An 18,947-nucleotide genomic window follows, 5' to 3' on the forward strand; every position below is an offset into this window, starting at 1 on the left:
GATTGAAGCGGACAGCGTTCCTCATTGCGGGGTTGCTCTCTCTCTTTTTTTGCCCGTTCGTCGTACAAGCTGCGAGCGATGGGCCGTCCGTCAGCGAGCAGCTCGCTCATTTGGATGTCAGCGACATCCGCCGTTATTGGGAAACGATCGTCCATGAGTATGGGGGCTTTTTGCCGGAAAGCGAAAAGGGGCCGCTCTCCGATTTTTTAAGCGGCGACCGGCAATGGTCGCCCGTCGAGTGGCTGAAAGCGCTCGCCCGTTATTTATTTTATGAACTGCAAGTCAACGGGAAGCTGCTTGGGACGCTCATTTTGCTCGCTGTCTTCAGCACCGTGCTGCAATCGCTGCAAAACGCGTTCGCCCAGCAGGAGGTAAGCAAAATCGCCCATGCCGTCGTCTACATGGTGCTGTTGTTGCTCGCCTTAAACAGCTTCCGCCTTGCAACCGGCTATGCGCTCGAGGCGGTGCGGACGATGAGCCATTTTATCATCGCCCTCGTTCCGCTTTTGCTCGCCTTGCTCGCCTCCTCCGGCGGCGTCGTATCGGCGGCGTTTTTCCATCCGATCATTTTGTTTTTGATGAACACAACCGGCGTTGTCGTGGAATATGTCACGCTCCCGCTTCTGTTGCTAGCGGCGCTTTTAAGCGTCGTCAGCACGCTCAGCGACCGGTACAAGGCGACCCAGCTTGCCGATTTGTTGAACAAGGCCGCCCTCGGTTTGCTCGGCCTCATTTTGACGGTTTTCCTTGGCGTTATGTCGGTGCGGGGGGCAACAGCGGCGGTGGCGGACGGGGTGGCGCTGCGGGCGGCGAAATTTGTCACCGGCAACTTCATCCCGGTCGTCGGCAAGCTGTTTACTGATGCAGCCGATACGGTCGTTGCCGCTTCGATGCTGCTCAAAAATGCGGTCGGATTGGTCGGGGTGGCTGTGTTGTTGATGATTGCCATCTTTCCGGCGGTGAAAATTTTCGCCATCGTCATCATCTACAAACTATCAGCCGCGCTGTTGCAGCCGCTTGGCGGCAGTCCGGTGCTGTCTTGCCTCAACATTATCGGCAAAAGCATCGCCTATGTGCTCGCGGCGCTTTTGATCGTCTCGCTCATGTTTTTCTTCAGCCTCACCGTCATGGTTATGGCAGGGAATATTACGATGATGGTCCGCTAGGAGGAACGTTATGCAGCTTGTGATTGAATGGGTGACGAACATCATTTTGTTTTTGTTGTTTGCCATCATCATCGATTTTTTGCTGCCGTCCGGGACGATGCAAAAATATGTCAAAATGGTCGTCGGACTTTTGCTTCTCCTAATTATGTTGACGCCGGTGCTCCGGATGGCTTCGGCGGATCCGGATCAGCTTGTCGCTTCAGCACTTGCCCGTTTTTCCGACGGCTTCAAGGGGGAAGAGGAGATAAAAAATCAAATGGAACAACAGAAAAAAGAAATACAAGCTTCACAACGCGCATATATTTTAGAACAAATGGCTGTCCAGCTCGAAAACGACGTAAACGGGGAGTTGATGGAAAAGTATGGATTGAAGGCTGATGTCAAAGTTTACGCCGATCACAACGAAAATTGGCGAATGCCAGAGGACATCAAGACGATTGAAGTGGCGCTTTTGAAACAACGCCCTTCCAGCGCGGTGGAGCCGGTTGTCATCGATACAATAAAGCCGCCGGCTTTGCCCGAGAGCGATGCCTCGCTGGCTGAAGAGGTGCGCGCCTTTCTCGCCGGCAAATGGGAAGTCGATGAAAATAAAATTGCCGTGCAATTTAGAGGGAGGGAATAGGGGGGATGCTCTCGTTTTTCAAACGGTTTCTTTCTTCCCCGCCCAAAGACGGGAACGGGGAAGGGGCGCGAAAACACATGCCGTTCTCATATGTCGTTGTCCTGCTGCTGGCCGGTGTGGCGCTCATGGCGGCGAGTCACTTTGCGGGTAGCGCAGACGATGCCGAAGCCAAGCCTTCCGCCAATCAGCCGGAATCCCCGTCCGAGCCAGCGTTTTTGTCGAGCAAGGAGACAAAGGATAAAGTGATCGCCGCCTATGAGGAACGGTACGAGAAGGAGTTGAAAGCCGCCCTCGAAGCAATTGAAGGGGTTGAGGATGTCACCGTTGTCGTCAACCTTGACTCAACCGAGCTGAAGCTGTTTGAGAAAAAACGCTCGACCCAGCAGCAAACGACCGAAGAAAGCGACAAGGAAGGCGGAAAACGGACGATTGAAAATCAGTCGACAAACGAAGAAGTGATCATCATCCGCAATGGCGACGAGGAAACGCCGCTTGTTGTCGCCACGAAAAAGCCGGATATTCGCGGTGTGCTTGTCGTCGCCAAAGGGGCCGACAACTTGCAAATTAAAAAATGGATCGTCGAGGCGGTGACGCGCGTGTTAAACGTTCCGAGCTACCGCGTCGCGGTCTTGCCGAAAAAATGACTCAAGTAAGGGGAGAGGAGATCGCCATGTTGAAAAAACAAACGGTATGGCTGTTGACGATGCTAAGCTTAGTAGTCGTACTGTCGGTGTATTATGTCACGGCGCCGAAAGAGATGGGCAACAGCCCGGCGCTCACCGCGAATGAGAAAACAGAAAAGCCGGCCAAACAACCAAGCGTAGCGGTGGAAGAGACTGGAACGAAAGAGGAGCCGTCAACCGCAGGCGATGATTTGTTTACAGCGCTGCGCATGAAAATTGAGGATGAACGGAGCCGGCTGCGCGATGAGCTGAACGCCATTGTCGCTTCAGCGAACGCGACGGAGGAAGAAAAAAGTGAAGCGCTCGACAAAATTGAAAAATTGCAAGCATTGTCCGAAAAAGAAGCAACGTTGGAGACGCTCATCAAATCGAAAGGCGGGTATGAAGACGTGCTCGTGCGCGCCGATGACAACCAAGTGCGCGTGACGATCAAAGCGAAACAAAGCTCATCTAAATCGGCGAATGAAGTCATTCATATGGTGAAAAAAGAAATTCCGGATGCCCAATATGTCACCGTCGAGTTCCAGCCGGCCGGATGAACGCGCTGCTCTTTGCCAGAGCAGTTTTTTTTGCATAAAAACCTTTCGTTTGCCCTGCAGTTGTGTGTATAATCGTTATGAATACGTTTGATCACCGCCTGCAAAAGACGGGCTGACACTTGGAGAAAGGTGTGAGAACGATGAAAATTCAAGAAATCCGCGAATTGATTCGGTTGGTCGATCAATCCTCAATCGATGAATTTGTATATGAGCAAGGAGAAACGAAAGTACATATGAAAAAAGCGGTTGCTGTCGCCGTTGCACCGGCAGCCGCACCGGCGGCGCCCGCACAGGCAGTGGCAGCGGTCGAACCGACGGCGGCCCCGGCGCTTGCGCCTGTCCAAGTGGCGGCTTCGGAAGTGAAGCAGGCGCCGGAAACGGAACCGACGGCGGCCAAAGAAGCAAAGCCGGCTGTGGAAGGCAACTTGCATCAAATTACATCGCCGATGGTCGGCACGTTCTACGCAGCGCCGGCGCCGGACAAGCCGCCGTATGTGAAGCCGGGCGACAAAGTGAAAAAAGATACGGTTGTTTGCATCATCGAGGCGATGAAGCTGTTTAATGAAATTGAAGCGGAAGTCGATGGCGAAATTGTCGAGGTGCTCGTGCAAAACGGCCAGCTCGTCGAATACGGTCAGCCGTTGTTTTTGGTCAAGCCTGAATAAGGGAGAGAACGGACGATGATCAAAAAAGTGTTGGTGGCGAACCGCGGGGAAATCGCCGTCCGCATTATTCGCGCCTGCCGGGAGCTCGGCATTGAGACGGTCGCCGTCTTTTCGCAGGCTGACCGCGACGCCTTGCATGTGCAGCTGGCGGATGAGGCGTACTGCATCGGGCCGACCGCCTCGAAAGACAGCTATTTGAATTTCACCAACATCATGAGCGTTGCCACGTTGACCGGCTGTGACGCCATTCACCCGGGCTATGGCTTTTTGGCGGAGAACGAGGCGTTTGCCGAGCTGTGCCGCGAATGCAATGTCACGTTCATCGGCCCGAGCCCGGAAGCGATCGCCAAAATGGGGATTAAAGACATCGCCCGCGAGACGATGAGGGAAGCGGGTGTGCCGATTGTGCCGGGCTCGCGCGGCGTTATTGAAAGTCTTGAGGAGGCGCGGGCGATCGCCGCTGAAATCGGTTACCCGGTCATCATCAAAGCGACGGCCGGCGGCGGTGGGAAAGGAATTCGCGTCGCTCGCAACGAAGAAGAGCTCGTCAAAGGCATCAACATCACCCAGCAAGAAGCGGCGACGGCGTTCGGCAACCCTGGCGTTTATATTGAAAAGTATATCGAAGATTTCCGCCATGTCGAAATTCAAGTGCTCGCCGATTCATATGGCAACACCATTCATTTAGGAGAGCGCGACTGCTCGATCCAGCGCCGGCTGCAAAAGCTTGTCGAAGAAGCGCCGTCGCCGGCCCTTGACGACGACATGCGCCGGAGGATGGGCGAGGCGGCGGTCAAGGCGGCCAAGGCGGTCAACTACATGGGCGCCGGCACGGTCGAATTTATTTATGACCACCGGAACAAACAGTTTTATTTCATGGAAATGAATACGCGCATTCAGGTGGAGCACCCGGTCACCGAGCTCATTACCGGTGTCGATTTAGTAAAAGAACAGATCCGCGTCGCTGCCGGTGAAAAGCTGTCGCTCACCCAAGAGGACGTCTCCTTTAACGGTTGGGCGATCGAATGCCGCATCAATGCGGAAAACCCAGCGAAAAACTTTATGCCGTCGCCGGGGAAAATCGCCATGTATTTGCCGCCGGGTGGTCCGGGCGTGCGCGTCGATTCCGCCGCCTACCCGGGCTATACGATTCCGCCGTATTACGATTCGATGATCGCCAAACTAATCGTTCACGCGCCGACGCGTGAGGAGGCGATCGCCCGCATGAGACGGGCTCTTTCGGAGTTTGTCATTGAAGGCATTCATACGACGATCCCGTTTCACATAAAATTAATGGAGCATGAGAAATTCCAAAGCGGCGAGTTTAATACGAAGTTTTTGGAGTTATATGATATTATGAAGGCGGAATAGGAGGTGCCCCATGTCTGAACATATGTTTAACTCCGAACAGGAGTACACCGGGCTTGGCAAAGTCGAAATTGCACCGGAAGTGATCGAGGTGATCGCCGGCATCGCGGCCAGCGAAGTCGATGGCGTTGCGCAAATGCGCGGCAATTTCGCCGCTGGCGTTGCCGAGCGGTTCGGCAAAAAGCATCACGGCAAAGGCGTCAAAGTCGATTTGCGCGATGACGGGGTTGTCATTGACCTTTATTGCTTCGTCCAGTTCGGCGCGTCGATCCCGAACGTGGCGAAAAAGGTGCAGGAAAACGTGCGCCAGGCGCTTTGGAACATGACCGGCTTGGAAACGAGCGAAGTAAACGTGCACATCGTCGGCATTCAGTTTGAAAGCGGAAAACAGGAGCACGACACCGTCGAACAACGGTGACAAAAACAGAAGGCAGCTGCTTTCGGAGCAGCCGCCTTTTGTTTTTTTCGTCAAAGTCTGTTATTGTAATGAACGAGGCCATCAGCGGAGCCGGCGGTGTAAAATCGGCAGCAAGACGGGCGACGGGAAGGGGCTGGCTTTTTCCGAAAAATATGATAAGATTTTAATATAAATGTTCGTATTTAGAGAGGGGGGAAGGCAATGAAGCGGCATGAAGCGCGGGAAAAAGCGCTGCAGGCGCTGTTTCAAATCGACGTCGGGCACATTCCGCCGGAGGAGGCGCTGGCCAATGTGGCAGGAAGCAGCGAAGCGGATCCATTTTTGCGCCAGCTTGTACTAGGCGTCGTCGAGCACCAGGAGGAAATTGACGAGCTGTTGCGTGCCAATTTGGAAAAGTGGACGCTTGAGCGGGTGGCCAATGTGGACCGCGCCATCTTGCGCATGGCGACGTATGAGATGAAGTATGTCGACGATGTGCCGGTGAGCGTCAGCCTCGATGAAGCGGTCGAGCTGGCGAAAAAATTCGGCGATTGGAAATCCGGGAGTTTTGTCAACGGCGTGCTTTCGAAAGTGAAGGCGGCGCTGCAAAAATAGGACAGGCCGCCGGCTGCGCAAGCTTTCGGCGTCAAGTCAGGCAAACCGATATGGATGGACGAACAAGGAGAGGGGAACGAGATACGATGACAGCACAAATCATCAGCGGAGCAGAACTGGCCGCAACGATTCGCGCCGGGTTGGCGGAAGAAACAGCGAAGTTGAAGGAAAGCGGCGTTGAGCCGGGGCTGGCCGTCATTCTTGTCGGCGACGATCCGGCGTCGCATTCGTATGTGAAAGGGAAGCAAAAAGCGTGCGCTGAAGTGGGCATTCGTTCATTTCTTTACACATTTCCGGCGTCCATCAGCGAAGAGGAGCTGTTGGCGAAAATCCGCGAACTGAACGGCGATCCGGCGGTGCACGGCATTTTAGTGCAGCTGCCGTTGCCGGAGCATATCCGCGAATGGTCGGTCATTGAAACGATCGCCCCGGAAAAAGATGTCGATGGCTTCCACCCGATCAACGTCGGGAAAATGATGATCGGCCAGCCGGCGTTTCTTCCGTGCACTCCGCATGGCGTTCTTGTGATGGTCAAATCTGCCGGCATCGACATTGCCGGGAAGCATGTCGTCGTCGTCGGCCGGAGCAACATCGTCGGCAAACCGGTCGGCCAGCTGTTTTTGCGCGAGCATGCGACCGTCACCTACGCCCATTCGAAAACGCCTGATTTGCCGGCCGTCACGCGGCAGGCTGACATTTTGATCGTCGCGGTTGGCAAGGCGCGTCTCATCGGTCCGGACCACGTCAAACCGGGAGCTGTCGTCATTGATGTCGGCGTCAACCGTTTGGAGAGCGGCAAACTGTGCGGCGATGTTGATTTTGACGCCGTCAAAGAAGTGGCGGGCTATATCACGCCGGTGCCAAAAGGGGTCGGTCCGATGACGATTACGATGCTGTTGCACAACACGATCGAAGCGGCCCGGCAGCTCGCCGTGAAGTGAGGCGGTTTCGATGGAAGTGAAATACGTCACCGTCGGGGCGCTGACGAAATACATTAAGCGCAAATTTGACGTCGACCCGCATTTGCGCGATTTATGGGTGAAAGGTGAAATTTCCAACTTTAAGCAGCATTCGCGCGGCCATATGTATTTTACCTTAAAAGACAGCCAGGCGCGCATTGCCGCGGTTATGTTTGCCGGCTACAATCAACATTTGCCGTTCCGTCCCGAAGATGGGATGAACGTGCTTGTGCGTGGGGAAATTTCCGTCTATGAGCCGAATGGGAACTACCAGCTATATGTAAAAGAAATGCAGCCGGAAGGCATCGGCCGCCTGTATTTGGCGTATGAGCAGCTGAAGCAACGGCTCGAGGCGGAGGGGCTGTTTTCTCCCGTCCATAAAAAGCCGCTTCCGGCGTTTCCGCGCTGCATCGGCGTTGTTACATCGCCGACCGGAGCGGCGGTGCGCGACATTATGACGACGATCCGCCGCCGCTATCCGCTTGCGAAAATCATTTTGTTTCCGGCGCTCGTCCAAGGCGACGGGGCGGCGCTGTCAATCGTGCGCGCCATCGAGCGGGCAAATGAGTTCGGCGGGGTTGACGTGCTCATTGTCGGCCGCGGCGGCGGTTCGATTGAAGAATTGTGGGCGTTTAACGAAGAAATCGTCGCCCGCGCCATCTTTGCTTCGCGCGTGCCGGTCATTTCCGCCGTCGGCCATGAGACCGATTTTACGATCGCCGATTTTGTCGCCGATTTGCGGGCGCCGACACCGACGGCGGCAGCAGAACTGGCTGCGCCGCACGTCGGGGAGCTGACTGAGCGGCTCGCCGAGCGGAAATGGCGGATGATCCGCGCCATGAAAGAACAGCTCGCTGCCAGCCAGGAACGGTTGCGGCGGCTTCAAGCATCGTACGCTTTCCGCTATCCAAGGCGGCTGTACGAACAAAAAGAGCAGCAGCTTGACGTGTTGCTCGACCGGCTCGCCCGCCAGCGCGAACGGTTGCTCGACAAGAAGCGCCAACAATGGCGTGAGCTGCGCCTGCGGCTGTGGCGCCATCACCCGGCGGCCGAGCTTGAGCGGATGAAGGAGCGGCAAAAAGCGGCTGCCGGCGCGCTTGAAAAAGCGATGCGCACCGCCTTAGAGCGCCATGCGCTCCGCTTTCGTTCCCATGTCGCGCGGCTTGAGGCGCTCAGTCCGCTCCGCATCATGGAGCGCGGCTACAGTTTGGTGTACAATGAGCGACGCGAGCTTGTCAAACGAATCGGCCAGCTTCAGGTCGGCGAGCGCCTGTCCATCCGGATTCAAGACGGACAAGTCGATTGTCAAGTGACGGGAGTGGAGGAGAAAACAATATGAGCGAAGAAAAAGAGCTGACGTTTGAAGAAGCGATGAAAAAGCTTGAGGAAATCGTCGAACGGCTCGAGGAAGGAAATGTGCCGCTTGAAGAGGCGATCGTCTTTTTTCAAGAAGGCATGAAGCTGTCGAAACTTTGCCATGATAAACTGCAGCACGTCGAAAAACAGCTCGAGTATATGTTGCGCGAAGACGGTCAGCTCGTGCCTTTTTCGCCGGAGGAGGAGTAAGCGGTGGCGCAGCTTTCAGTTGAACAGTTTCTCAACGAGCAAAAACAGGCGGTGGAAACAGCGCTCTCCCGTTATATAGAGCGCTTAGAAGGGCCGGCGAAGCTGAAAAAGGCGATGGCGTACTCATTGGAGGCCGGCGGCAAACGAATCCGTCCGTTGCTGCTTCTGTCCACCGTTCGGGCGCTCGGCAAAGACCCGGCGGTCGGATTGCCCGTCGCCTGCGCGATTGAAATGATCCATACGTACTCTTTGATCCATGATGATTTGCCGAGCATGGACAACGATGATTTGCGGCGCGGCAAGCCGACGAACCATAAAGTGTTCGGCGAGGCGATGGCCATCTTGGCGGGGGACGGGTTGTTGACGTACGCGTTTCAATTGATCACCGAAATCGACGATGAGCGCATCCCTCCTTCCGTCCGGCTTCGGCTCATCGAACGGCTGGCGAAAGCGGCCGGTCCGGAAGGGATGGTCGCCGGTCAGGTAGCCGATATGGAAGGAGAGGGGAAAACGCTGACGCTTTCGGAGCTCGAATACATCCATCGGCATAAAACCGGGAAAATGCTGCAATACAGCGTGCACGCCGGCGCCTTGATCGGCGGCGCTGATGCCCGGCAAACGCGGGAGCTTGACGAATTTGCCGCCCATCTAGGCCTTGCCTTTCAAATTCGCGATGATATTCTCGATATTGAAGGGGCAGAAGAAAAAATCGGCAAGCCGGTCGGCAGCGACCAAAGCAACAACAAAGCGACGTATCCAGCGTTGCTGTCGCTTGCCGGCGCGAAGGAAAAGTTGGCGTTCCATATCGAGGCGGCGCAGCGCCATTTACGGCACGCCGACGTTGACGGCGCCGCGCTCGCCTATATTTGCGAACTGGTCGCCGCCCGCGACCATTAAAAGCGGAACGGCCGCCCTTGCTTCGGAGCAAGGGCGGCTGTGTTGCTTTTTTGCTTCCGCCCCATGATAGGTCTTTCATCTTCGCGCCGCGGCCATACAGTGGCGCCAAGGCCGGCGTTGGCGGCAAAAGTCGATTTTTCGCGGCGAATCATGTATAATAATACTACCTGTATTCTAGGGAATCGGCTCGGAGAATGACCGAATGAAAGCGAGTGATCTCATTTGGATTTGACGAAAATTGAACATCCGCGCGTGTTAAAAACGATGTCCATTCCGGAACTGAAACAGTTAAGCGCCGAGATTCGGCGGTTTTTAATTGAAAAGCTGTCCAAAACGGGAGGACACATCGGCCCAAATTTAGGGGTCGTCGAGCTGACGATCGCCCTGCACCGGGAGTTTGACAGCCCGAAAGACAAACTCATTTGGGATGTCGGGCATCAAACGTATGTGCATAAAATTTTGACGGGTCGCGCTGCTGAGTTCGACACGCTCCGCCAGTACAAGGGGTTGTCCGGCTTCCCGAAGCGGAGCGAAAGCGAGCACGATGTCTGGGAAACAGGCCATAGCTCAACGTCGCTGTCGGCAGCGATGGGCATGGCGATCGCCCGCGATTTAAAAGGGACGGATGAATACATCGTGCCGATCATCGGCGACGGGGCGCTCACCGGCGGCATGGCGCTCGAGGCGCTCAACCATATCGGCCATGAAAAAACGGATATGATTGTCATTTTAAATGACAACGAAATGTCGATCGCCCCGAACGTCGGGGCGCTGCACAACATCCTCGGACGGTTGCGAACAGCCGGCAAATATCAGTGGGTGAAAGATGAGCTTGAATTGTTGCTCAAGCGCATCCCGGCGGTCGGCGGCAAGCTGGCGGCCACGGCCGAACGTTTGAAAGACAGTTTAAAATACTTGCTCGTTTCCGGCGTGTTTTTCGAAGAGCTCGGGTTTACGTATTTAGGACCGGTGGACGGTCATGATTTTGAGGATCTGTTTGAAAATTTGCGTTATGCGAAGAAAATGAAAGGTCCGGTGCTCGTGCATGTGATCACGAAAAAAGGGAAAGGCTACAGTCCGGCGGAAAACGACAAAGTGGGAACGTGGCACGGCACCGGCCCGTACAAAATTGAAACTGGTGCGTTTGTGAAAACGAAGGAAGCCGGGCCGTCGTGGAGCGCGCTTGTCAGCGAAACGGTGCGCCGGCTCGCGCGCACGGATCCGCGCATCGTGGCCATTACGCCGGCGATGCCGGTCGGATCGAAGCTGGAAGGGTTTGCAAGCGAATTTCCGGATCGGATGTTTGATGTCGGCATTGCCGAACAGCATGCGACGACGCTGGCGGCCGGGCTGGCGACGCAAGGGATGAAACCGTTTTTGGCCATTTATTCGACGTTTTTGCAGCGCGCGTACGACCAAGTCGTCCATGACGTATGCCGGCAAAACTTAAACGTCTTTTTCGCCATTGACCGCGCCGGGCTTGTCGGCGCCGACGGCGAAACGCACCAGGGGGTGTTTGACATCGCCTTTTTGCGCCATGTGCCGAACTTGGTGCTGATGATGCCAAAAGATGAAAATGAAGGCCAGCACATGGTGTATACGGCTATCCGCTACGATGACGGGCCGATTGCCATGCGTTTCCCGCGCGGAAACGGCCTGGGCGTTCCGCTTGACGAGGAGCTGAAAGAGATTCCGATCGGCACGTGGGAAGTGCTGCGCGATGGCCGCGATGCGGCGATCTTGACGTTTGGGACAACGATCTCCATGGCGCTTGAGGCTGCCGACCAATTGGCGAAAGAAGGCGTCTCGGTCAAAGTCGTCAACGCCCGCTTTATTAAGCCGATGGACGAAGCGGTGCTGCTTGAACTGCTCGAAAGCCGCCTGCCGATTTTGACGATCGAGGAAGCTGTGCTGCAGGGCGGCTTTGGCAGCGCCGTGCTTGAATTTGCCCATGACCGCGGCTACCATCAGGCGGTGATCGAGCGGATGGGCATCCCTGACCGGTTTATTGAGCACGGAAGCGTCAGCGAGCTGCTGCGCGAAATTGGGCTGACAGCCGCGCATATCGTTGACCGCATTAAAACGATGGCGCCAAGAAAACAGAAAAGGGCTTGAGACGATGAAAGGGAAAAAAGAACGGCTCGATGTGCTGCTTGTTGAACGCGGGCTGGCGGAAACGCGTGAAAAAGCGAAGCGGGCGATCATGGCCGGCCTCGTCTACTCGAACGACATCCGGCTCGACAAGCCCGGAGAGAAAGTGCCAACGGATATCCCGCTTGAAGTGAAAGGCAACCCGCTCCCGTACGTCAGCCGCGGCGGCTTGAAGCTCGAAAAAGCGTTGCGCGAATTTCAGATCAGCGTTAAAGGAAAAATTGTCCTCGATATCGGTGCCTCGACCGGCGGCTTCACCGATTGCGCCTTGCAGCATGGAGCGAAACTGTCCTATGCGGTCGATGTCGGCTACAACCAGCTTGCCTGGAAGCTGCGTCAAGATGAGCGCGTCGTCGTCATGGAGCGGACGAACTTTCGCTACGCGACGCCGGATTTGTTTACAAAAGGGCTGCCGGAAGTGGCGGTCATCGATGTGTCGTTTATTTCACTTCGGCTCATTTTGCCGGTCGTCAAGACGGTCATCGTTCCAGGCGGCGATGTTATTGCGCTTGTCAAACCGCAGTTTGAAGCAGGGAAAGAAAAGGTTGGCAAAAAAGGAATCGTCCGCGATCCGGCCGTTCATCGCGACGTGCTGGAGTCGATCGTTCAGTTTGCCTGCGCGGAACGGTTCGATGTTCTTCATTTGTCGTACTCGCCGATCACCGGCGGCGACGGCAATATCGAGTTTTTGCTTCATGCCGTCTATTCCGGCGAAGAGCGGGAAGGCGAAAACCGGCTCGCCAAGCCGATTGCAGACGTCGTCAGCGAAGCGCACGCCCGCCTCAGCCTTAAAGAGGGGGAAGAAAACGGCGCCTAAGCAACCGTCGGAAAGAAGTCCCGCCCCCAGCCGGACGGAGCCGCGACTGCGCATCTTAGGGAACGAGGAGGTGGCGCGATTTGAACAAAGGGCAAAGGCATATTAAAATTCGCGAGATTATCATGAACAACGACATCGAGACGCAAGACGAGCTGGTCGACCGGCTGAGGGAAGCCGGCTTCAACGTCACACAGGCGACCGTCTCGCGCGACATTAAGGAGATGCAGCTTGTCAAAGTGCCGATGGCCAACGGCCGCTATAAGTACAGCCTTCCGTCCGATCAGCGCTTCAACCCGCTGCAAAAACTGAAGCGGGCGCTCGTTGACGTGTTCATTAAGCTTGACGGAACCGGAAACTTGCTCGTGCTGCGGACGCTGCCGGGCAACGCCCACGCCATCGGCGTTCTGCTCGATAACTTGGACTGGGACGAAATCGTCGGTACGATTTGCGGCGACGATACGTGTTTAATCATCTGCCGGACGCCAAAAGACGCCAAAAAAGTGTCGAACCAGCTGCTGTCCATGCTTTAACCGAGGACCGGCCCGACTTTCCTCTGCGTCAGAGAGAGGAACAAACGGGGACGGTCCTTTGTTGGGATGTGAACACGTGTTTTATCATTAAGGCAGCCTGGACAAGGCAGGCGCCATTCCAGCGTTCAAGGGGAGGATGGAATGCTCGCTGAACTGTCGATTAAAAATTTCGCGATTATCGAATCGCTCTCGTTGTCGTTTGATAAAGGGCTGACGGTGTTGACGGGCGAAACAGGGGCCGGCAAGTCGATCATCATCGACGCCATTCATTTGCTCATCGGCGGGCGCGGTTCGTCTGAGTTCGTCCGTTTCGGCGCAGAGAAGGCCGAAATTGAAGGGCTGTTTTTGCTTGATGACGACCGCCATCCATGCTGCCAAAAATGTGCGGACATTGGCGTTGATGTCAGCGATGGGATGGTGGTGCTCCGCCGCGACATTTTGGCGAGCGGCAAAAGCATCTGCCGCATCAACGGCAAGCTCGTCACCACCGCCGTGCTGCGCGACATCGGTTCGACGCTCGTCGATATTCACGGTCAGCATGAGCATCAAGAGCTGATGGATCCATCCCGTCATCTGCCGCTTCTCGATGAGTTTGGCGGCGCGGAAACGGCGGCGGCGCTGGCGCGTTATCGCGCTCTGTATGAAGAGCGTGAAGCGTTGGTAAAAAAGTTGAAAAAGCTGAGTGAAAATGAGCAGCAAATGGCGCATCGGCTCGATTTGCTGACGTTTCAGCTGCGCGAAATCGAACAAGCCGGGCTCGAGATTGGCGAAGACGAGCGGCTGATGGAAGAAAAAGTGCGGATTGTGAATTTCCAAAAAATTTATCAAGCCATTCAGCATAGCTACGAAGCGCTCGCCGGCGAAGGACGCGGCTTGGATTCGGTCGGCCAGGCGATGGGCCATCTCGAGGACGTCGCTGCGATGGACGCGGAACTTAAAGAGGCGCATGAAATGGTGGCCAACAGCTACTATTTGCTCGAGGAAGTCATGTATAGGCTGCGCGACCAACTTGAGGAGCTTGAATACGACCCGATGCGGCTTGACGCCATTGAAAGCCGCCTCGCGGAAATCCAGCAATTAAAACGGAAGTACGGAGCGACGATCGCCGATATTTTGCAGTATGCCGAAGCGATCGCCGAAGAAATCGAGACGATTGAAAACCGCGACATGCATGTGCACGACCTCGAGCGGCAGCTTGCCGACGTGACCGGCAAATTGCTTGCCGAGGCGAAAAAGGTGACCAGCATCCGCCAGGCGTACGCCCGGCAGCTGATTGAGCGCATTCAGCAAGAATTGAAAGATTTGTACATGGAAAAAACGCAGTTTGACATCGTCTTCGCCAAACGCGAAGGTCCGCTCGACGCCCCGCTGGTCGACGGCGTGCCGGTCAAATTTGCGGAAGACGGCATCGATGTTGTCGAATTTTACCTGTCGACGAACGTCGGCGAGCCGCTGAAGCCGCTTGCCAAAACTGCTTCAGGCGGCGAGCTGTCGCGCATTATGCTCGCATTGAAGACGATTTTTTCGAAACACCAAGGCGTGACATCGATTATTTTTGATGAAGTCGACACCGGCGTCAGCGGCCGGGTCGCCCAGGCGATCGCCGAAAAAATTTACCGTATCGCCAGCCAGTCGCAAGTGCTTTGCATTTCCCACCTGCCGCAAGTCGCCGCCATGGCGGACACGCATCTGTTGATCGTGAAGGAAACGGACGGAACGCGGACCAAAACGGCCGTGAAAAAGCTCGATGAGGAGGAGAAGGTGAAGGAAATCGGACGGATGATTTCCGGCGTGGAGATGACCGAACTGACGAAGCAGCATGCCAAAGAGCTGCTCGAGCTGGCGGCGAAAATGAAGCGATAGCCTTGCTGTCCGTCCCCCGTCGGGCCGTTGCCCCCGCTGCGAGGCAATGGGCTGCCCGGATGAAAGTCCATCCAATCCGGGCAGCTTTTTTTATAAGCGTTGCGATTATATTTTCCCCTGTTCAGGCAAAATTAAAACTGTAACCGTTTTTGTATGGTGTAGGCGGGAGCGAGGAGAGTGAACGACATTGAAGAAAGAAATGGCCCGAAACATAGCAGGAGTGCTTCTCCTAGGCATGCTGATGGCGATCGGTTTTGCCAAACCGATGAAAGAATATTGGCAAATTCCAAAGCAGCTTGTGCTGTTTGAAGGCGATACGGTCGAATTTCGGGCGTCAGCCCTTCCGGTGCAAGCGGCCGTCCATGACCGAAACGCTCCCGAAACGCTCAATGTTGAGCAAAAAAACGGTTCGTGGTCTGTAAAGGCGAAACAGCGCGGAGAAGAAACGTTGGTTTTGCAGGTCGCCGGAATGCCGATTAAACAAGTGGATGTCAACGTGCTACCGACGCTGAAAGTCATCCCCGGCGGGCAATCGATCGGCGTCAAACTCAATACGGTTGGGGTGCTTGTGGTCGGCTACCACTTAGTCGAAACAGAAAACGGAAAGAAGTCCCCGGGGGAGGCGGCCGGCATCCAAATCGGCGACGTGATCACCGCCATTAACGGGCAAAAAATTGAAAACATGAGCGATCTCTCCCCTTTCATTGAGGAAGCCGGCAAAACCGGAAAACCGCTTCATCTCACCATTCTGCGCGATCAGCACTCCGTCACAGCGAAGCTCGTTCCGCTGAAAGACAAGCATGACGACGTGTACCGCATCGGCTTGTATATCCGTGATTCCGCCGCCGGCATCGGGACGATGACGTTCTATGACCCAAAATCGAAAACGTACGGTGCGCTCGGCCATGTCATTTCCGACATGGATACGAAAAAGCCGATTTTGGTGCAAAATGGGCAAATTATGCGCTCGACCGTCACCTCCATTGAAAAAGGGACGAGCGGCAATCCAGGCGAAAAGTTAGCCCGCTTCTCCGATGGCGAAGAGATGATCGGCACGGTGACGAATAACAGTCCGTTTGGCATTTTTGGTAAACTGACAAAGCCATTGCCGGACAGCCCATTCACGAAACCGATTCCGATCGCTTTGGCCAGCCAGGTGAAAGAAGGACCGGCAACAATATTGACAGTGGTCGAAAACGACAAGGTGGAGCAATTTGATGTTGAAATTGTCAGCAACGTTCCACAAAAGTTTCCAGCCACAAAAGGACTCGTCATCCGCGTCACCGATCCGCGCCTGCTCAAGAAAACGGGCGGCATCGTTCAAGGCATGAGCGGCAGCCCGATCATTCAAAATGGCAAACTTGTCGGTGCGGTGACGCATGTGTTTGTCAACGATCCGACATCGGGATACGGCGTCCATATTGAATGGATGCTGCAAGAAGCAGGAATCGATCTATATGGCCGTCAAAAAAAGGCGAGCTGACCGCGAGTCAGCTCGCTTTTTTTGCAGCCCAAAAATTTTTCAAAAAAGACGGCAAATATTTTGCCGATTGGGCATAGATATTTGGTGAAACATCCGTTAAAATGGAACATGTAAAGATTTTTCGACAAATACATGGTTAAAAAAACGAATATTGTCTAAAGAGCTCATTTTTTGCTATAATTTTTATTTTGCATTAATTTGTGAAAAAGAAAAGGATTTTTTGCTGCTGTTGTCGAATGTACGTTAACGGAAAGTTACATAGGAAGAAAATGTGGGGGAGGACGATCAAGTTGAGCATTAAAGTGTGTATTGCCGACGATAATCGCGAATTGGTGTCATTGCTTGATGAATATATTTCGAGCCAGCCGGACATGGAAGTGATCGGCACGGCGTACAACGGCCAGGACTGCCTGCAGATGCTTGAGGAAAAGCGGCCGGATATTTTGCTGTTGGACATCATTATGCCGCATTTGGACGGACTGGCTGTTTTGGAGAGAATCCGCGCCGGCTTCGAACATCAGCCCAATGTCATTATGCTGACGGCGTTCGGCCAGGAAGACGTGACGAAAAAGGCGGTTGAACTCGGGGCTTCCTATTTCATTTTAAAGCCGTTTGACATGGAAAACTTAGCCCACCATATTCGGCAAGTTTACGGTAAAACGACGCCGGTTGTGAGGAAAGCAGCCCCGGCGCCCCAAGTGCGCGACAACAAGCCGAAAAACTTGGACGCGAGCATTACGAGCATCATCCATGAAATCGGCGTTCCAGCCCACATTAAAGGCTATTTGTATTTGCGCGAGGCCATCGCCATGGTCTATCACGACATCGAGCTGCTCGGCTCGATCACGAAAGTGCTGTACCCGGACATCGCCAAAAAATACAACACAACGGCAAGCCGGGTCGAACGGGCGATCCGCCATGCGATCGAAGTCGCCTGGAGCCGCGGCAATCTCGACTCGATCTCATCGCTGTTCGGCTATACGGTCAGCGTCTCGAAAGCCAAACCGACCAACTCCGAATTCATCGCCATGGTGGCCGACAAACTGCGGCTTGAGCATAAAGCGTCATAAAGGGCGGAACGCGGTGAAGGCAAAAGAGGCGGGCCGAAAAAGCGGTTGACCGGCTTTTTGGCGCCGGCCTTTTTTGCGGCCGGGCGCCTACTCGAAACGCCAAGCCACCCGTTGATGAGGGCGGGCCGCTACGGTTCGTCATGCTCTGTTTCCTTTTTCTCAAGTTCGAGCAATTTTTTCATCAAAATATGCGGCGGCATGTGCATCACTTGCTCGATCGGCACGCCGAGCGCTTTTGCCAGCTTTTGCGCCGTCTCCAAGGAAATTTTCAGCGGCTGCATCATCTTCCCCTCCAGTGCCTCATACATTACTTTTAGTATAACCGATCACTGCCGCATTCGGCCAGCTTTGTCGGCCAAATGGCGAATTATATGGGAAAGGAAGAAACGGCATGACATATATTTTTGCCCACCGCGGAGCGGCGGGAACCCACCCGGAAAATACGATGGCAGCGTTTGAAGAAGCGCTGAAGGCGGGGGCGGATGGCATTGAGCTCGATGTGCAGCTGACGAAAGACGGCGAACCGGTCGTCATTCATGACGAAACGGTCGACCGGACGACGGACGGCAGCGGCTGGGTCAAAGACATCCTATACCGCGAACTCCGCAAGTTCAACGCAGCAGCGAAATGGGACGGCCGTTACGGCCATTGCCCGATTCCCCATCTCGAGGAAGTGCTCGCCTGGCTGGCGCCGACACGGCTTTTAGTCAACATTGAGCTGAAAAACAGCCTCGTGGCTTATGAAAGGCTTGAGCAAAAGGTGATCGCCGTTGTGCGCCGCTATGGGCTCGAGAACCGGACGATTTTCTCATCGTTCAACCATAACAGCATGCGTCTTTGCCGCCAGTTGGCGCCGGAGATCGAAACGGCGCTTCTTTATATGGAGCCGCTCTATGACCCGTGGACGTATGTGCAGGCGATGAACGCAGGCGGGGTGCATCCGTACCACCGAACGGTGACGGCGGACTTCGCCGCGGATGCGCGGCGCCGCGGCGTCGCAGTCCGGCCCTTTACGGTGAACAAGCCGAAAACGGCGAAGACGATGTTCGCCTATAAAGTGGATGCGATTTTCACCGACTATCCGCGTCAAGCGAAGGAATGGAAAGAGAAAACGCCTTAACGAAAACCGTTAAGGCGTTTTTTGGCTTTCCTTGAAATGGATGGTTTCCAATTCCGAATCAAGGCGTTTTTCGTTTTCGTTGAAAACGCGCCTGCACTTTGTTCCGTTTTCGGTCGCGGTGCAGCAAAAACCCGCCAATAAACGCCAACCCGGCTGCAAACAGCACAAGCCCGGCGAGAAATTGCAGCCATAAGGCGGCAAACGGCGGCTGCATGATGCCAAACAACGCATCGCGCATCCATTTAATGCCGAGCGCCGCCGCCAGCCCCGGAACGACTAAAATGAACAGCGCAATCATTCGCCCCATCGCGATCGCGTCCCTTTCCTAGCAGAAATCACTTCACCGATTATCATAACCGTTATCCGTCATTTGTCAAGGAACGAAAAAGCGGGTATGATAAAACTGCCTCGACGGATTGGCAGAAAAGGTTGGTGC

Annotated in this window: 22 protein-coding genes; 19 read left to right on the forward strand and 3 right to left on the reverse strand. The window is 54.9% G+C overall.

Annotated elements, in window-relative coordinates:
* The first annotated feature begins 2 nt into the window (after positions 1-2).
* From spoIIIAE to AP057_RS02845, 12 genes are all read left to right on the forward strand, one after another.
* On the forward strand, positions 3-1,166 hold the full coding sequence (spoIIIAE, locus tag AP057_RS02790) for a stage III sporulation protein AE (protein WP_055358010.1): 1,164 nt from the start codon (positions 3-5) through the stop codon (positions 1,164-1,166).
* Positions 1,167-1,176: 10 nt separating this feature from the next.
* Positions 1,177-1,788, forward strand: coding sequence for a stage III sporulation protein AF (gene spoIIIAF / locus AP057_RS02795; RefSeq protein ID WP_055358011.1), 612 nt, complete (start codon positions 1,177-1,179; stop codon positions 1,786-1,788).
* A gap of 5 nt (positions 1,789-1,793) precedes the next feature.
* Positions 1,794-2,432 carry a stage III sporulation protein AG gene (spoIIIAG, locus tag AP057_RS02800; protein WP_033009400.1) on the forward strand — a complete coding sequence of 213 codons (639 nt, stop codon included), beginning with the start codon at positions 1,794-1,796 and terminating at the stop codon, positions 2,430-2,432.
* 26 nt (positions 2,433-2,458) lie between these two features.
* Positions 2,459-3,010, forward strand: a complete 552-nt coding sequence (locus AP057_RS02805) for a SpoIIIAH-like family protein (protein WP_055358012.1) — start codon at positions 2,459-2,461, stop codon at positions 3,008-3,010.
* A 140-nt stretch (positions 3,011-3,150) separates the two neighbouring features.
* On the forward strand, positions 3,151-3,675 hold the full coding sequence (gene accB, locus AP057_RS02810) for an acetyl-CoA carboxylase biotin carboxyl carrier protein (RefSeq protein WP_033016432.1): 525 nt from the start codon (positions 3,151-3,153) through the stop codon (positions 3,673-3,675).
* A gap of 15 nt (positions 3,676-3,690) precedes the next feature.
* The gene (accC, locus tag AP057_RS02815) at positions 3,691-5,046 is read left to right on the forward strand and encodes an acetyl-CoA carboxylase biotin carboxylase subunit (protein ID WP_049624623.1); all 1,356 of its coding nucleotides are present in this window, start codon (positions 3,691-3,693) and stop codon (positions 5,044-5,046) included.
* A 10-nt stretch (positions 5,047-5,056) separates the two neighbouring features.
* Complete coding sequence (locus AP057_RS02820; protein ID WP_055358013.1) at positions 5,057-5,461, forward strand: Asp23/Gls24 family envelope stress response protein; 405 nt, start codon at positions 5,057-5,059, stop codon at positions 5,459-5,461.
* Positions 5,462-5,662: 201 nt separating this feature from the next.
* Entirely contained in the window at positions 5,663-6,055 is a 393-nt protein-coding gene (gene nusB / locus AP057_RS02825; RefSeq protein WP_033016434.1) for a transcription antitermination factor NusB, read from the forward strand.
* 86 nt (positions 6,056-6,141) lie between these two features.
* On the forward strand, positions 6,142-6,996 hold the full coding sequence (gene folD, locus AP057_RS02830) for a bifunctional methylenetetrahydrofolate dehydrogenase/methenyltetrahydrofolate cyclohydrolase FolD (RefSeq protein ID WP_033009410.1): 855 nt from the start codon (positions 6,142-6,144) through the stop codon (positions 6,994-6,996).
* A 10-nt stretch (positions 6,997-7,006) separates the two neighbouring features.
* On the forward strand, positions 7,007-8,353 hold the full coding sequence (gene xseA / locus AP057_RS02835) for an exodeoxyribonuclease VII large subunit (RefSeq protein ID WP_055358014.1): 1,347 nt from the start codon (positions 7,007-7,009) through the stop codon (positions 8,351-8,353).
* A complete protein-coding gene (locus AP057_RS02840) occupies positions 8,350-8,580 on the forward strand; it encodes an exodeoxyribonuclease VII small subunit (RefSeq protein ID WP_033009414.1) in 231 nt (76 codons plus the stop codon). The genes xseA and AP057_RS02840 overlap by 4 nt, the downstream gene beginning before the upstream one ends.
* Positions 8,581-8,583: 3 nt before the next feature.
* Entirely contained in the window at positions 8,584-9,477 is an 894-nt protein-coding gene (locus tag AP057_RS02845; RefSeq protein WP_055358015.1) for a polyprenyl synthetase family protein, read from the forward strand.
* Here AP057_RS02845 and AP057_RS17255 read toward each other — a convergent pair.
* On the reverse strand, positions 9,474-9,629 hold the full coding sequence (locus tag AP057_RS17255) for a hypothetical protein (protein ID WP_160331341.1): 156 nt from the start codon (positions 9,627-9,629) through the stop codon (positions 9,474-9,476). The two genes, AP057_RS02845 and AP057_RS17255, sit on opposite strands and share 4 nt — an antisense overlap.
* Positions 9,630-9,699: 70 nt before the next feature.
* Between AP057_RS17255 and dxs the strand changes: the two genes are divergently transcribed.
* From dxs to spo0A, 6 genes are all read left to right on the forward strand, one after another.
* Positions 9,700-11,592 (forward strand): 1-deoxy-D-xylulose-5-phosphate synthase, encoded by a 1,893-nt coding sequence (gene dxs / locus AP057_RS02850; RefSeq protein ID WP_055358016.1) that lies wholly within the window; start codon positions 9,700-9,702, stop codon positions 11,590-11,592.
* Positions 11,593-11,596: 4 nt separating this feature from the next.
* Complete coding sequence (locus AP057_RS02855) at positions 11,597-12,445, forward strand: TlyA family RNA methyltransferase (RefSeq protein ID WP_033009419.1); 849 nt, start codon at positions 11,597-11,599, stop codon at positions 12,443-12,445.
* Between the two features lie 80 nt (positions 12,446-12,525).
* Positions 12,526-12,975, forward strand: a complete 450-nt coding sequence (gene ahrC / locus AP057_RS02860; RefSeq protein ID WP_033016443.1) for a transcriptional regulator AhrC/ArgR — start codon at positions 12,526-12,528, stop codon at positions 12,973-12,975.
* A gap of 141 nt (positions 12,976-13,116) precedes the next feature.
* Complete coding sequence (gene recN / locus AP057_RS02865; protein ID WP_033009423.1) at positions 13,117-14,838, forward strand: DNA repair protein RecN; 1,722 nt, start codon at positions 13,117-13,119, stop codon at positions 14,836-14,838.
* Positions 14,839-15,025: 187 nt separating this feature from the next.
* Positions 15,026-16,321, forward strand: a complete 1,296-nt coding sequence (gene spoIVB, locus AP057_RS02870; protein WP_081106590.1) for a SpoIVB peptidase — start codon at positions 15,026-15,028, stop codon at positions 16,319-16,321.
* Positions 16,322-16,611: 290 nt separating this feature from the next.
* Positions 16,612-17,391, forward strand: a complete 780-nt coding sequence (spo0A, locus tag AP057_RS02875) for a sporulation transcription factor Spo0A (protein ID WP_049626131.1) — start codon at positions 16,612-16,614, stop codon at positions 17,389-17,391.
* A gap of 128 nt (positions 17,392-17,519) precedes the next feature.
* On the opposite strand, the gene AP057_RS15960 is transcribed toward spo0A, so the two are convergent.
* Positions 17,520-17,672 (reverse strand): YycC family protein, encoded by a 153-nt coding sequence (locus AP057_RS15960; protein WP_064502501.1) that lies wholly within the window; start codon positions 17,670-17,672, stop codon positions 17,520-17,522.
* A gap of 110 nt (positions 17,673-17,782) precedes the next feature.
* Between AP057_RS15960 and AP057_RS02880 the strand changes: the two genes are divergently transcribed.
* Entirely contained in the window at positions 17,783-18,511 is a 729-nt protein-coding gene (locus tag AP057_RS02880) for a glycerophosphodiester phosphodiesterase (RefSeq protein WP_033009425.1), read from the forward strand.
* 58 nt (positions 18,512-18,569) lie between these two features.
* On the opposite strand, the gene AP057_RS02885 is transcribed toward AP057_RS02880, so the two are convergent.
* Positions 18,570-18,818: a DUF2627 domain-containing protein gene (locus AP057_RS02885; protein WP_033009427.1), complete on the reverse strand. Its 249-nt coding sequence runs from the start codon at positions 18,816-18,818 to the stop codon at positions 18,570-18,572.
* Positions 18,819-18,947 lie beyond the last annotated feature (129 nt).

This window comes from Geobacillus sp. Sah69 (assembly GCF_001414205.1).
Lineage (GTDB): Bacteria > Bacillota > Bacilli > Bacillales > Anoxybacillaceae > Geobacillus > Geobacillus stearothermophilus.